The sequence below is a fragment of the Paenibacillus sp. FSL H7-0735 genome, assembly GCF_038008505.1.
In the GTDB taxonomy this organism is placed as follows: Bacteria; Bacillota; Bacilli; order Paenibacillales; family Paenibacillaceae; genus Paenibacillus_AQ; species Paenibacillus_AQ odorifer.
On the sequence record NZ_JBBOZH010000001.1, the window covers coordinates 3,885,857 to 3,899,767 of the forward strand.

General features: G+C 45.3%; 13 protein-coding genes and 1 pseudogene. 13 read left to right on the forward strand and 1 reads right to left on the reverse strand.

Annotated features, from left to right (window positions below; translation table 11 throughout):
• Positions 1-12: 12 nt before the first annotated feature.
• The 13 genes and pseudogenes from NSS82_RS17555 (at position 13) to NSS82_RS17615 (ending at position 12,705) form a co-directional block, all read left to right on the forward strand.
• Positions 13-1,665: a DUF6138 family protein gene (locus NSS82_RS17555; RefSeq protein WP_076273222.1), complete on the forward strand. Its 1,653-nt coding sequence runs from the start codon at positions 13-15 to the stop codon at positions 1,663-1,665.
• A gap of 62 nt (positions 1,666-1,727) precedes the next feature.
• Positions 1,728-2,036, forward strand: a complete 309-nt coding sequence (locus tag NSS82_RS17560; protein ID WP_076273223.1) for a hypothetical protein — start codon at positions 1,728-1,730, stop codon at positions 2,034-2,036.
• 33 nt (positions 2,037-2,069) lie between these two features.
• Positions 2,070-2,522: an NUDIX hydrolase gene (locus tag NSS82_RS17565; protein ID WP_036677025.1), complete on the forward strand. Its 453-nt coding sequence runs from the start codon at positions 2,070-2,072 to the stop codon at positions 2,520-2,522.
• Between the two features lie 385 nt (positions 2,523-2,907).
• Positions 2,908-3,588, forward strand: coding sequence for a nicotinamide riboside transporter PnuC (pnuC, locus tag NSS82_RS17570; protein ID WP_076213808.1), 681 nt, complete (start codon positions 2,908-2,910; stop codon positions 3,586-3,588).
• Entirely contained in the window at positions 3,585-4,595 is a 1,011-nt protein-coding gene (locus NSS82_RS17575) for an AAA family ATPase (RefSeq protein WP_076273224.1), read from the forward strand. The genes pnuC and NSS82_RS17575 overlap by 4 nt, the downstream gene beginning before the upstream one ends.
• A gap of 26 nt (positions 4,596-4,621) precedes the next feature.
• Positions 4,622-5,509, forward strand: coding sequence for an NUDIX domain-containing protein (locus NSS82_RS17580; RefSeq protein WP_076106699.1), 888 nt, complete (start codon positions 4,622-4,624; stop codon positions 5,507-5,509).
• A gap of 2 nt (positions 5,510-5,511) precedes the next feature.
• Positions 5,512-6,063 (forward strand): NADAR family protein, encoded by a 552-nt coding sequence (locus NSS82_RS17585; RefSeq protein ID WP_076099111.1) that lies wholly within the window; start codon positions 5,512-5,514, stop codon positions 6,061-6,063.
• A 59-nt stretch (positions 6,064-6,122) separates the two neighbouring features.
• Complete coding sequence (locus NSS82_RS17590; protein ID WP_036677015.1) at positions 6,123-6,398, forward strand: hypothetical protein; 276 nt, start codon at positions 6,123-6,125, stop codon at positions 6,396-6,398.
• Between the two features lie 410 nt (positions 6,399-6,808).
• Positions 6,809-8,767: an AraC family transcriptional regulator gene (locus NSS82_RS17595; protein WP_076099110.1), complete on the forward strand. Its 1,959-nt coding sequence runs from the start codon at positions 6,809-6,811 to the stop codon at positions 8,765-8,767.
• Between the two features lie 74 nt (positions 8,768-8,841).
• On the forward strand, positions 8,842-9,867 hold the full coding sequence (locus NSS82_RS17600) for a FecCD family ABC transporter permease (protein ID WP_052097066.1): 1,026 nt from the start codon (positions 8,842-8,844) through the stop codon (positions 9,865-9,867).
• The gene (locus NSS82_RS17605) at positions 9,864-10,877 is read left to right on the forward strand and encodes a FecCD family ABC transporter permease (protein ID WP_076273225.1); all 1,014 of its coding nucleotides are present in this window, start codon (positions 9,864-9,866) and stop codon (positions 10,875-10,877) included. The genes NSS82_RS17600 and NSS82_RS17605 overlap by 4 nt, the downstream gene beginning before the upstream one ends.
• Before the next feature lie 9 nt (positions 10,878-10,886).
• The gene (locus NSS82_RS17610; RefSeq protein ID WP_076273226.1) at positions 10,887-11,744 is read left to right on the forward strand and encodes an ABC transporter ATP-binding protein; all 858 of its coding nucleotides are present in this window, start codon (positions 10,887-10,889) and stop codon (positions 11,742-11,744) included.
• Positions 11,745-12,447: 703 nt separating this feature from the next.
• Positions 12,448-12,705 (forward strand): annotated as a pseudogene (locus NSS82_RS17615) (transposase).
• A gap of 108 nt (positions 12,706-12,813) precedes the next feature.
• On the opposite strand, the gene NSS82_RS17620 reads toward NSS82_RS17615, so the two are convergent.
• The gene (locus tag NSS82_RS17620) at positions 12,814-13,911 is read right to left on the reverse strand and encodes a Ger(x)C family spore germination protein (protein ID WP_076273227.1); all 1,098 of its coding nucleotides are present in this window, start codon (positions 13,909-13,911) and stop codon (positions 12,814-12,816) included.

Here is a 13,911-nt window from a genome sequence, read left to right on the forward strand (position 1 = left end):
GGAGGAGTGGGAATGAACGCAGCAGTACAGAGGTTTTTAAACGATGTGTGGAGCGAGATGATGACCATATATAACAAAGAGACTATAAGAATAAATGAATTCATAGGCAATCGTCCGCTTCAGGCTGGGATAAAGGATTATCTCCAAGTAGCTTGGCGTGAAGGAAAAATACATATTGATGTTGAAGAACCGCTTGATTGGACGGACAGCTCTTATGAAATCGAAGCAGGTCCTTATATCGCCGAGCTCACGGATGAATTAATTAGATCTGAACTTTACCCGGCATTATGCAAGAGAGTGGAGGAGCTTTTTTTATCAGATAAACTAGGTCCTCGTTTTTTTGATTACCGATTCCAGATCGTACTTTCCTTTGAAATGGAGGACGAAGACTTAACGCTTTGCGTGCATCTGGTAAACGAAGAGAAGCTGAACGAACTCCGCCAATCATTACAGAAGTTTATAACATCCAAAATCATGTCTGATCTTCCGGTATTGCCGAGTGTTGATGACCAGTTTTTCTTTTCTCATCACTTGATGAATCCTGATCTTTTGAAGCAGGAAGAGAATGCGGTTGGCCCATTAATAGAGCGTTTGTCCGACAAGCTCAGAAGTAATAGGGGACGCTTAGACGAATGGACTGGCCAGTATACTTCGGCTATGGATGATTGGATTCAGAATGTTTTTCTTCCTCGCCATTTTGTGCGTACAGGCAGCTTTAGAATGGATTGGATACCTAAAGAGAATATGGCGCTTATGGATCCGAATGCAGATCAACTTTCCTTTTTTGTATATGCCGCTCTGCAAATTGGAAAAACGAAACCGGACATCCGGGAACAATATTTGAAACTTGCTGTCCAGCTTGGTTCAAAACGCGCAGCGGAGTATATTCAGGGGGGAAGCGGGAAATTCACTCCAGTATATAAAGGAACCCGTGTTGAAGTTGATAATAATGATGTAACCCAGAGCATTGAAATCCGGATTTTGACCGAGGAGGAAAGAGCTTATGGAGAAGCATTAGATCACATTAACGAATTGCTGCAGCAAGGATTTCCGAAGGAATATTACCTGAAGCTTAAAAGCAAACAAAAGAACTATCTTCCTCTAAAAAAAATGGCTAAATCAGGTCTTCATCAGTTTTTTGCTGGTGCACTCGCATATCCGGCTCTATATCCTAAGCTAGCTGCGTATGCGAATATCGCTATGGAGCCCTATGCGTGGTACAAGGACACAAATCCGGGTGAAAAGTCGGTCATGCCTGGTACCTATGCTGTACTCGGATTAGGATTGTATAGCAAGGAATATTTTTCACTCGTCTCTCGTTATATGGAGATGGTAGATACGGAGCACCAAATGATACAAGATGGTTATGCGGAGGCCTTTATTGATGCGCACGGTGTAGAGGCTGAGCTTATACCAGTCCTAGTAGACATTCTGCTAGCAGGAAATGAGGAAGCAAGATCTGTCAAAAACTTCGTGATCGATCGGGCCGAGCTAGCAGAAGTGCTGCTTCAAGAGGTGTCGCCTAAAGAAATATATGAACGGGAGCAGGTTCTATACCGGATATTCGGAAGTCGAGCAAAGCTGGAAAAAGCCGTGAAGTCAGAGCAGACGGAGCATGAGCTTAGAGTTATTCTATCAGAGCTGCTGACTCTTATAAGTTGCTGATGCTATATAGAGATAAGTGAAGCTAGGATCTGAAATAGATCTTGGCTAAAGGAGGGACACAAATGAGTAACCTAACCTCTCAAAATTGCAATCTAAATATATGGTATTACCTATCAGATGAAGTCTGGGATAAAGTAACTAATATATATGAGAGTATGCCAGGTTGGATAGGATATAAAAATGGAATTCCCTATTGGTTCGGGCAGGAAGATGATGATATTTTTATTGTGGCCTCAGTAGAGCCAAGTGGATTATCATTTTATGCACAGATGAGTAATGGTGACTGGAATTCTTGGATAGAGAGATTTAAATTGGAAGCGACAAAAGTATTAGGATTTGATGTTGGTAAACCCGAAGACGGGTTTATCTGATGTAGTGCACAATTTAATTGTGGAGATGATTTCGTGTTTCAATATAATGTGTGTTTTTTAAAGAGTGACGACCGTATCTTAATGTTGAATCGTGAAAAACCACCAATTATGGGCGTGTGGAACGGTGTTGGCGGTAAAAATGAAGTAGGCGAAAATGCTGATGATGGTGCAAAACGTGAAGTATTAGAAGAAACGGGTATTAAAGTAAGCAAATACTATTCAAAAGGTATCATTACCTGGGATAAAAATGGCGAGGAAAAAGATGGATTGTATCTGTACTTATTCGAAGTAGATAAGAATTTAGGAAATCAGCCCATACAAATAACGAGAGAAGGTATTCTCGATTGGAAACAAATTGATTGGATATTGAACCCAAGTAATTTAGGAATTGCTGAAATGGTAGCTCAATATTTACCTGTTCTCTTAGAAAAAGAGGGTGATTATTTATTTAAGTATAAAGACGGAATAGTAAACCTTATAGAGTGAGAATTATAAAATACATACCTAAAAAAACAGTTCACCTATTGGTACGTTAGTTGAACAAGATTGGAGGAAACCCCTTTTATTAGGGGTTTTCTTTTATTTTCACACAATTAAAGTTAGTTCTGTTGAGAAGCCTTCTGGACTTCCAAACGCATACCTTACTGGCGAGGAGTTCAATTATCCCTAGAGCAAAGGGCTTATGCTTGATCCTATAACGAACCATTACAAATGAATAAGTACCTGTCTGTAGAAATAGGAAGAATTTACTTGCCCTTCGCAGGATTTTCTGTTATTTTTGATAGTAACAATATGTTATTAACAAAATGATACTAAGTAAAACTTATGTTTTTCACTCTATGAATGAGTCGAAAAAGCGGAGGGATGCAAGATGAAAAAGGTGGCGGGTAGCTGGAATCTGTTCGAAATTACGTGGTTGGTACTGTTTACCTCAATCGCTGTCGGGTTTACGGTGATAACAAAGGACTCTTTATTCGGATTTACGGTTTTTATTACTGGGGTGTTATGCGTGGTGCTTGCGGCGAAGGGCAACCTGATGAGCTATGTTTTCGGCATGTACAATACAGTCGGTTACGCTTATTTGGCCTATATTAACGGTTTGTTTGGAGAGGTTATGCTCAATCTGCTATTCTTCGTTCCAATGAATGTCATTGGCTTCTACATGTGGAAAAGTAATCGGCAAGAAGATGGTAGGCTGACCATGAGGCAGATGGATCTTAGAAGACTGCTCCTCGTTGGGATGGTCTGTGTAATCGGCTGCTTGCTCCTCGGATTTGGTCTTTCGTTCATTCCGGGACAGAACTCGCCTTACATCGATGCTACTACGACGGTGCTGTCTGTTGGGGCGACCTTCTTAATGGTTAGAAGATTCAAGGAACAATGGCTGGTCTATATCGTGCTAAATCTCTTTACGGTGCTATTGTGGGTGATTCGTATGCTGGAGGGTAGCGGAGAAGGCCTGCTGATGATCGTGATGTGGAGCGCGTATCTGGTCAACGCAGTATACGGGTACTATATTTGGAATAAAGGGGCTAAGGAGGTGGCGGCATGAAAACGCTTGGACTAACACTGGGGAAGTTTGCCCCGCTGCATAAAGGCCATCAGTTCATGATCGAGACGGCACTACAAGAAGTCGATGAATTGATCTTGGTCATTTACGAAACGACGGTCACCCCGATCCCGCTTCATGTCCGGGCAAATTGGATTCGCAGGCTCTATCCGGAAGTCCGGGTAATCGAGGCTTGGGACGGTCCGGACGGGTATTCGGATGACAGGGAGCATGAGATTCGGGAAGAACAGTATATACTCGGTTTGCTGAACGGAGAGCAAGTAACGCATTTTTACTCGAGCGAGTTCTACGGCAAACATATGAGTCTCTCTTTGGGTGCAATAGACCGGCGGGTGGATGAAGCCCGAGAGCGGGTTCCGATCTCAGCGACGATGGTCCGTTCCAATCCATATAAGTACAGGGAGTTCGTAAGTGATATCGTGTACCGGGATTTGATCACGAAAGTGGTGTTCGTTGGAGCGATGTCGACGGGGAAGTCGACGATCACCGAAGCGCTGGCACGGCGATATTGCACGACGTTCGCAAACGAATACGGACGCGATTATTGGACCGAACATCAGGTGGACCGCCGAATCGGTTTGGAAGCGTTCGATGAAATCGCGGTGGGTCATATCGAGCGCGAAGAACAGGCAATACTTGAGGCGAACCGGGTTCTGTTCGTCGATACCAATGCGATCACGACGTATATGTTCGCCCTGGATTACCACGGCCGGGCCCCAGAGCTGTTAACCCGGATCGCTCTTGAGAACGCGCAACGTTATGATCTGTTCTTCCTATGCGCTGACGATATTCCTTACGACGATACTTGGGACCGCAGTGGGGATCAGAAGCGGCATGTGTTTCATAAACAGATTATCGCGGAATTGAAGGAGCGGCGGATCCCCTATATTACGCTGCGGGGGAGCCTGGAGGAACGTATTCGCAAGGTTGATGAAGTGTTGGCAAAGTTCGAGCCCTACGGAAACTATTTCGGAGAGCTGAACGGTTAAATCAAATATAAAGGAGGCGTACCCACTTGGATTTGTTGGATAAGGATGGTCTTATGGAACGCGAATTTTTGGAGCAATACAGAGCAGGGGATTACGAGCGGCCTTCAGTGACAACGGATATGGTTATTTTCACTGTGACGGAAGAGGATGCTGACAGTTATCGCAAACTGCCGGAAAAAGAGCTACGCGTCCTCCTTATTCGCCGGGGGGCTCACCCCTTCTTGGGCAAATGGGCTCTGCCTGGCGGTTTTGTCCGGCCGAATGAGACGACTGAGCAGGCAGCAGTAAGGGAACTATGCGAGGAAACCGGTGTGGAAGACATTTATCTGGAACAGCTGTATACGTTCAGTGATATCGGGCGCGACCCACGAACCTGGGTGATAAGCTGCAGCTATATGGCTCTGATCAACAGCGACAAGTTGGAGCTTAAGGCAGGAGATGATGCAGCAGACGCCGCCTGGTTCAAGGTATCCTATCGGCCGCTGCGGGAGCAAAAAGAGCTGATTGAGGACGGATACATCAAGACGCTGGAGTACGAACTCAAACTAAGCAGTGAAGAAGAAGAACTTTCGGCGGTCGTGGCAAGGACTATGACAGCGAAGACTACATCGACTGGCACGGATTATGAGATCGTATCGAATGACGGATTAGCCTTCGACCATGCGAAGATCATAGCATGCGCGATTGATCGGTTGCGGGGAAAAGTGAATTATACCGATATTGCACTGCACTTGATGCCGATGCTTTTTACCTTGACGGAACTGCAGCAGGTGTATGAGGTAATTATGGATAAAGAGCTGTTGAAGGCGGCCTTCCGGCGTAAAGTTGCAGATCTTGTAGTGGAGACCGATCATTATACCGAAAATGCGGGGCATAGGCCATCCCGCTTATATCGGAGAAATTTGGAGGGTTAACGATGATTTACAATATCGATGAGTTAAGAAAAGTATATAACGAAGGAAAAAAGTTCAAATTCGTATTTTTTTGGGGACATACACCGCCTAAGGACGGGAGCGTCGATAAAAGCTGCTTCAGCCAATGGTGGATGTGCCCGTTCACGGTAGAGGGAACGCAGTACTCCTGCGCCGAGCAGTTTATGATGGCCGAAAAGGCAAGGGTGTTCGGCGATGACGAAATGCTGGAGTCCATCCTTAAAGCTAAGCACCCAAAAGAGATGAAGGCTTTTGGACGTGCGGTCCAAAACTTTGACAAAGATATTTGGGATAAGGAATGTTACGGTATCGTCAAAAGAGCCAGCTTGGCCAAATTTTCGCAGAATCCGAAGCTTAACGATTATCTTAACTCGACGAAGAACCGCATCCTTGTGGAGGCTAGCCCGCGGGACCGTATTTGGGGGATCGGCATGGGCCAGTCCAATCCAGATGCGGAGAATCCCGTGAAATGGCGGGGTAGAAATCTGCTGGGGTTCGCACTGACGGAAGCGCGGGACGAGTTGCTGCGGAGTTAGATTTATACAAGATTAAGAAAATAGACATGATGAAATCAATGAAAGGATGAGGGAAGACCGTGAGATATACCGATTATATCCGCCTGAAAACAGGTAGATACCAATCTGTAGGAAAGTTTGGTGACAATATTTATGCATATGAGGTCCTAACGGGGGTAACCGACTCCCCGGAGTACCATCAAATATCAATGGCGGAATTCGATTCGTTTGAAACTTGGAGCCAAGAGTACATTTCCGATCTTAAAAAAATGTATGAAATCATTAACCGCCCCGTTATCTGCAGCGGCTACTTGGGGAGAGCGGAGCTTAATACTTCACTGCTTCGTGATATTTAGCTGTAAACTATATCTTCTGCTGAGATTGAGAAACGATTCTCCGATCAGAGGACAAGAACATAGTCTCACTGGAATCCGCGCTGGGCGCGGTTTTTTTATTGGAACAAGTTCTTGTCTTTTGTTCAGGGCAAGAACTTGTGATTGCCGATTCGATGTTCTTCTAAATTTCTCGAAGCGGAAGCCCGCTGAAACGTTCATTTTTACGATATCTGTGTTTAAAGGTGGGGTTGATGCAACGATGACCGTTCATGAAAGCATCCTAGATAAGGATTCTATACATTTATTCGGCCCCTGTCCCCAATGTCACTTAATGATGATATACTTACCTCATGAATTATGATATTGATAATCAATATCAATTGATAGGTGATATATAAAATGGAAAAAGTGAGATGAGGGAGCGCAGATAGATGCAAGACGAAGCAGCAGCAAGCCAGGTATTTACACCGGAGATGATCGATACGATGGCCCATATTTGGACACGTTCGATCATTACATTAATAGACGTGCGTTTTCAGAATGTAGCGTCCCAATACCCGTTGGAGCAGTATAAAATGCCTAGTAGCATGTTTATCTATGCATGTGGAGGAGAAGCACAAATTCAACTGAATGAAACCACATTTGGAATGGAACGCTTTGGTTTAGTTCACGGAGGGAAGGGGAGCCTGCTCAGTATTTCACCTATAGGGGAGAATGTGAAGACCTTTATGGTGTTTTATAAAGCAGAATTACCTCTTTTTTTCAAGAGGCACCTGCAGCAATTACTGGAGGAAGTGAACCCATTTGTTCAACAGTTTGGTTATACACCAAGTAATCCTATCTTGCTACTCGATTGGTTTCAACAGATGATGAATGGCTGGAACCGCGGCAAGGCGATGGATCAGCTGCAGGCCAAAAGTTTTCTATATCAATTGATTCATGGGGTCTACAGAGATTTTGAGAGTGGTGAGATTCGGTATCTCCAGCCAGATCCGGCTTGTTCTGCCAAGATATACCTCGATAAACATTACATGCAGCCGATTATGTTTCAAGAAATTGCCGATATGTTTGGGATCAGTGGCGGGCAATTGACGCGGCTGTTCAAAAAGAAGGAAGGCATGAGCTTACAGGAGTACCTCATTCAGAGAAGGATTGAAGCTGCCTGCCATGACTTGAAGCATACAGAAGCAACCATTAAAGAGATCGCAACAGGATCTGGTTTTGCAGATGAGAAAAATCTGTTTCGGATGTTTAAGAAGTATTACAAGATGACACCAAGTGATTATCGGAAAATAAACGCACTATCCATGCAGGTTGATGGTATTGATAATGATTCTCATTTTCTTTACTATGAGAGGGAACTAGCAGGTCTAGTCCAGTCTTATAGAGAAGGGGAATCAACCATGTTTGGAAAAGTAAGAAGTAAAGAAATGATCTTGGCGGCGGCGATGAGCTTGATGCTGTTATTGTCGGCATGTGCGTCGGGAACGCCATCGAATAACGGGGGAATGGTAAATCCAAACCCTGCACAGACACAACCGGAAGTATCAGAGACGACTGCTTCAGAAGCAGTCTCGCAGACGAGAACGATATCCACAGTAAAGGGTGACGTTAAGGTGCCTAACAACCCTCAGCGTGTTGTAGTCGATTACTTAGTGGGTGATGTGGTAGCCCTGGGTGTAACTCCTCTAGGTGTGGCGAGAGCAGCAAGGGACGGGAAAGAGGCTGTTTTTGCTAACCAGATTACAGACTCCATTAAAATAGCTATGGAGCCGGAAGATGTCATGACTCTTGAGCCTGATCTGATCATTTTAGCATGGGGTGATGAAAATTATGAAGATTTATCCAAAATTGCCCCAACAATTTATGTCCCTTATGGTGATATGACTACAGAAGAGCGTATACATTTTATTGGCGATGTTTTGAACAAGCAGGAAGAGGCTAAGGCTGTTTTGAGTGCTTATGCCGGAAAAATCGAAGAAGCGAAGTTAGCCCTTCAGAATGCAGGTCTTTCAGACGTGACGATTACTATGGGGGAATTCAGTGATAAAAGTAACTACATCGCTGGAGCCAAACATGCGGTTGGCGAGCTTGTTTATAATGAACTTAAAATGAAGGCACCATCAAAAGTTCAAACTGATATTATTGACGCAGATAAATATTGGGGAGATATCTCTATGGAGGTATTGGCTGCTTACATAGGGGATTATCTAATCGCTATAGGAGATACGGAAGTTCCTACTAATAATGCGGTCTGGAAATCACTACCTGCTGTGCAACATAATCGGATCATAACGGTGGGTACATCGCTATCTTGGTCCACGGATATAATGACTTCCAGTGCATTGATTGATCATATTATCAAACAATTGCTGGCAATGCCTCAATAAGGGTTTTGACAAGGTATTAAGAAGTACTCCAATTTACAAATATGACTGTCAGTAGGTAAGGAAAGGAAAACGTAATGAAAAACAAGCCTGAACAAAAACGCCGTGGGGCGGTGAACTTCACCATGTACATGGTGGTAGGGCTTGGATTAACGGTTCTCATGTCGGCGGCGTCGATTAGCTTCGGTGCCGCCGACATGAGGTTAGCGACTGCATGGGAGGCTATTTTCCGATTTGATCCAACGCTCACTGAGCATCAAATTATTCAAACCCTACGTCTTCCGCGTACCGTAGCCGATCTGATCGTCGGGTGCAGCCTTGCGGTATGTGGGGCTATTATGCAGGGAACGACGCGCAATCCGCTGGCCGACTCCGGGCTGATGGGGATCAGCTCTGGGGCAGCATTCGCGATTGCTCTTTGCCTGGCCTTTCTGCCGGGTTATTCGTATGGGCAGATGATGCTGTTTGCTTGTCTGGGAGCAGCGCTCGCGACCGGGATCACTTATTTCATCGCGTCACTCGGCAAGCGCGGGATGACGCCTCAGCGGCTGGTACTGGCAGGACTGTCCATCTCCATGCTATTTGGCGCACTCAGTCAGTATTTAGCGATCAATTATAACCTGGGTCGAGCATTGGCATTTTGGACGGCAGGCAGTACAGCGGGGGTCAAGTGGGGGGAATTGCTAATTATCTCACCGCTATTTGTTGGAGGTGTGCTGCTGGCGCTGATGCTATCTCCTTCTGTTACACTGCTCAGTTTGGGGGATGATGTGGCAAGTGGACTCGGTATTCGTAGCGGACTTGTCAAGGGGTTATCGACGATTATCGTGCTCGTGCTGACTGGATTGGCTGTTGTCTTAGTTGGCCCCATCGGTTTTGTTGGTCTGATTACCCCACATATTGTGCGATACATGATCGGTGTCGACTATCGTTACATTATTCCGGCAGCTGCGCTATATGGTGCGTTGCTGACCGTGTCGGCCGATCTGGCTGGACGCTTGATCAATAAGCCGTTCGAAACACCGATTGGCATTATATTTTCTATCATTGGTGTGCCGTACTTTCTCTTCCTGGCTCGCAAGCAAAGGAGGGAAGCTGAATGATCAAGCAGCGTTATACGGTGCAAAGGGGCATAATCGTCAATATAGTGCTTATGGTGCTCATCCTTATGTTTGCTGTCATTAGCATGAATTCTGGCAAAATGAATCTTTCACCGCTAGAAGTTCTGAATGTTCTCCTGGGAAACGGTACAGACAAGCAAAATCTGATCGTGTTCGATTTTCGCCTGCCACGAATCACACTGTCCATCTTGGTAGGCCTGGGAATGGGAGCGGCTGGGGTCGTGATGCAGAGTTTGCTGCGTAATGACATGGCTAGTCCGGGGACGCTGGGGATTAGTTCGGGATCGGGTTTGTTTGTCCTGTTCTTCGTCGTATTCATCGCATCGACAGGAAAGGGCTCCTTTATAGCCCTGCCACTACTGGCCTTTGTTGGCGGATTGTTGGCGGCGGGATTAATCTTCTTATTATCGTATCGCCGTGGGCGAGATATCTCACCAATCGGTTTGATCTTAACCGGGGTCGCACTCGGAAGCGGGTATGAAGCGCTGACCACCTTCCTGACACTCAAGCTGAATGATTCGCAGATGGATTTCATGCTGCACTGGCTGGCAGGAAGCTTATGGGGCGCTGATTGGCGCTATATCTCCGTACTGGGACCATGGATCTTGATTTTACTCGGCTATATTTTCTACAATTCTCGCATACTCAACACCCTCCATCTGGGCAATCAGACGGCAGAAGGGCTGGGTCTTGCCGTGAAGCGGCAGTTTTTGGGGTTGTCGATCGCTGCGGTTGCTTTATCCTCTGGCAGTGTGGCCGTGGGTGGAAGCTTCTTTTTCGTTGGCTTGATCGCTCCGCATATGGCAAGAAAACTGGTCGGGCCCGATCACAAATTGCTCGTTCCCGCTGCCAGCCTGACCGGGGGATTAGTCGTGGTACTTGCTGACACGATTACGCGCACGGTTAGCCTGGGGGGAGATGTGCCGACGGGAATTGTCATTACGGTCATCAGTGTTCCGTACTTTCTTTATTTACTATCGAAGGCCAATTAGGAGGACGTCATGGAAAGTATTACAGCGCAACAAATCGATATTGTCTATAATGACACGCTTATCGTACAAGAACTGGACTTGCAGATTCCGCGTGGACAGATTACCTCGATTATTGGACCCAATGGATGCGGTAAATCAACCGTACTAAAGGCAGTTGGTCGGCTGCTTAAGACGAATAATGGTACGGTTTATCTGAATGGTTCAGATATCCGCACGCTGTCCACCAAGGAAGTGGCCAAGCAGATGGCGATTCTGCCGCAGACGCCGACCGCACCAAGCGGTTTGACGGTCGCTCAATTAGTCGCCTATGGGCGTTTTCCACATCAACGGGGCTTCGGCAAGCTCTCCAAAGAGGATAAGCAAGTAGTAGCCTGGGCCCTATCGGTTACACAGCTTACAGCGTTTGAGCATCGTGAGGTCGATACGCTATCTGGCGGTCAGCGTCAGCGCGTATGGATTGCGATGGCGCTCGCCCAGCAAACCGATCTGATCCTGCTGGATGAACCCACCACCTATCTGGACCTGGCGCATCAGCTTGAAGTGCTGGAACTGCTCTATGAACTGAATCGCAGTCAACAGGTGACGATTGTGATGGTGTTGCATGACCTGAATCTGGCAGCACGCTTCTCCGACTATATGGTGGCGATTCGTGAGGGCCAGGTGGTGGAGCATGGTTCGCCAGAGCGTGTAATGACGGTACGGACGCTGAATGAGGTGTTTGCCATTGATGCCGAGATTATGCTGGAACCACGAACAGGGCGACCGGTTTATGTGACGTACGAGCTCTTGCGTGATAGTCGTAGAGAACAAGGAGTAGATCAAGGATTCCCAAAAGCTAAGGAACAGAAAGAGGCGATTGCCACTTGAAAATCGCATAGCGTGTCCTCCTAGGAGCACGGAAATACTGGTGCAGTTAGGCATTGGATTTGCTGGGGTCGTGATAGCCACGATTCAACGCGTATAGCCTTTGCTGTAGCTTCCACAAGCAACTCCATAAAAGGGGGCTATGGCTTTGTTGGGGAGGGAGAGATAATAATAAATTACAACATATCCTAAATAAAATTCAAAGCCGCAGGTACCTAGCTTGCGGGCTTTTTTTATTATTCGGAGCACTAGATTACGTGATTAATTTGAGAAAACCAGTATATATAACTCTAAATGAAGCAAGGAGGACTATTGAAGGTATCAGAGGAATGCGCAACAAGCAGATTGCCCGGAAACTGCAGATGGGGACCGCAACACAGCAGTTGAGAAGATCAGCTGGTTCAGACTCAGGGCGCACAATCACAATAGAATCTAAACGTGGCTGAAAGCTTGGAACAGATGTATCCCGCGGTGAGGACAAATCGGGCTGAACCGTATCATAAATGACGTCTACTAAATAAATTAACTACTCCTTAGCCTACATATAGTGTTGTTGTGTGATTTAAACCACATCTCGAAGCCAAAGCAAGCACCAATAAATCGATTTGTGAGCCTCATGGAGCCGATTTTTTAAGAGTTACGAAAATCTCGAGAATAACAAGCTCAGGATAAAGTTCCTTACTGTCAATTTTCTTATCCCTACTCGATGAGTATTCTACACGAAAACATGCTTAATAATCTATTTGAAATCTTGTCACCCAGTTTGTCAAAGATAATTTGAAGTCCATCATGAAGGCGGAAATCCAGCAGTTCATGACCAGTGAGGAAGCTGGAAGAGGCTGTTATCCAGATGTACAAAAGTGGAATGGGAACGCGTGACGTAGCTCGATTTATTGAAAGTATGTTTGGCAGCCATTACTCTCCAACCACTACGATATCCCGTTTCGCCATGCTAGAAGAGTAATGCTGCTCTAGCTTCGTTGGGGTGGGGGCTCCCCCAATCCAACGAACACCCATACCACTCAGGCAATCCAAAGAATTACTTTCCCTAGCTTACACAAACTTCTTGACGCTACCTCACATCAACCGCTCCATTAATTAAAGGATGTACTTTGATGTCGTAGTCAACATTAATTTTCATATTTCCCCAATATTTCAACCATTGATCTTCCGTTATTTGTTTAGAAAACGGCTTAAGCGAATGGGTTCCGACCTCTAAGGGATCCACTTTCCACCGTTGCATTCTTTTTAATAAATCTGACGTTTGTTCCTCAAGGTAGACCTCAATTTCATGAATTAAATGTTCCGATTGTTCTTCACTTTGAATATTCATTTCTCCCTGGTATTCCTCTATTCTTCCGTTCAATCCCACATGTAAAGACAAGGATGAATAGTCCCTCGATAGTTTCATGCGAACATTGGATCGAATACGTCCTAAACTGATAGATAACTTTGGAATGGCCAAGACTTTTAGGAAATGATCGTTATCCAGAAGTTGAAAAATATCATCGTCCACGTCTTGAATGACCATTACTTCTTTATCCTTTTGGAATAAGGCTGTCCCTACGTAATTGAAATTGTTCTTATCCGAATGAAAAACCGGCAGGATCGGATCCTTAAGAGGGGAATATAACATCTTCATAAATTGATGAATATTGACGATGCTCATTTCACCTTGGTTATGCTCCTCGTAATGCTTTAACATCCGATAAAGAAAATAATCTTGGTTTTCTTGCTTCGTCAATTGATTTTTTATGTATTCATCAAAATCGCCTCTGACAATCAACAAATAGACACGCATTGAAATATCGGGATCAACCAATATCGTATTGATCAGCCTTTCAATTCCTCCTTTTTTTGCCAGCTCCTCATTGATTAATAACATTCGCAGCTGCCCCTGCTTTAATTCCCGATAATAAATTAAATTAAACTCCCTGCCTCCCTGCTTTAACAGATCGACTTCCTTGGAGAGAAGACGTTTTTTTTCTTGGATGAGCGGTGGTACTAAAGTGCTGATTTTCAACTTTCCTTCCGTCCCCTCGTCAACCGACCAGAAAACTACCGGAGCGATCTCTTCGACCAAATTGTTCTCGACATATGGAGAAGAACAGCCGGCCATCCACATAAGGCATACACTCGCTAATAAACCATAGTGCTTGTATGATACCAT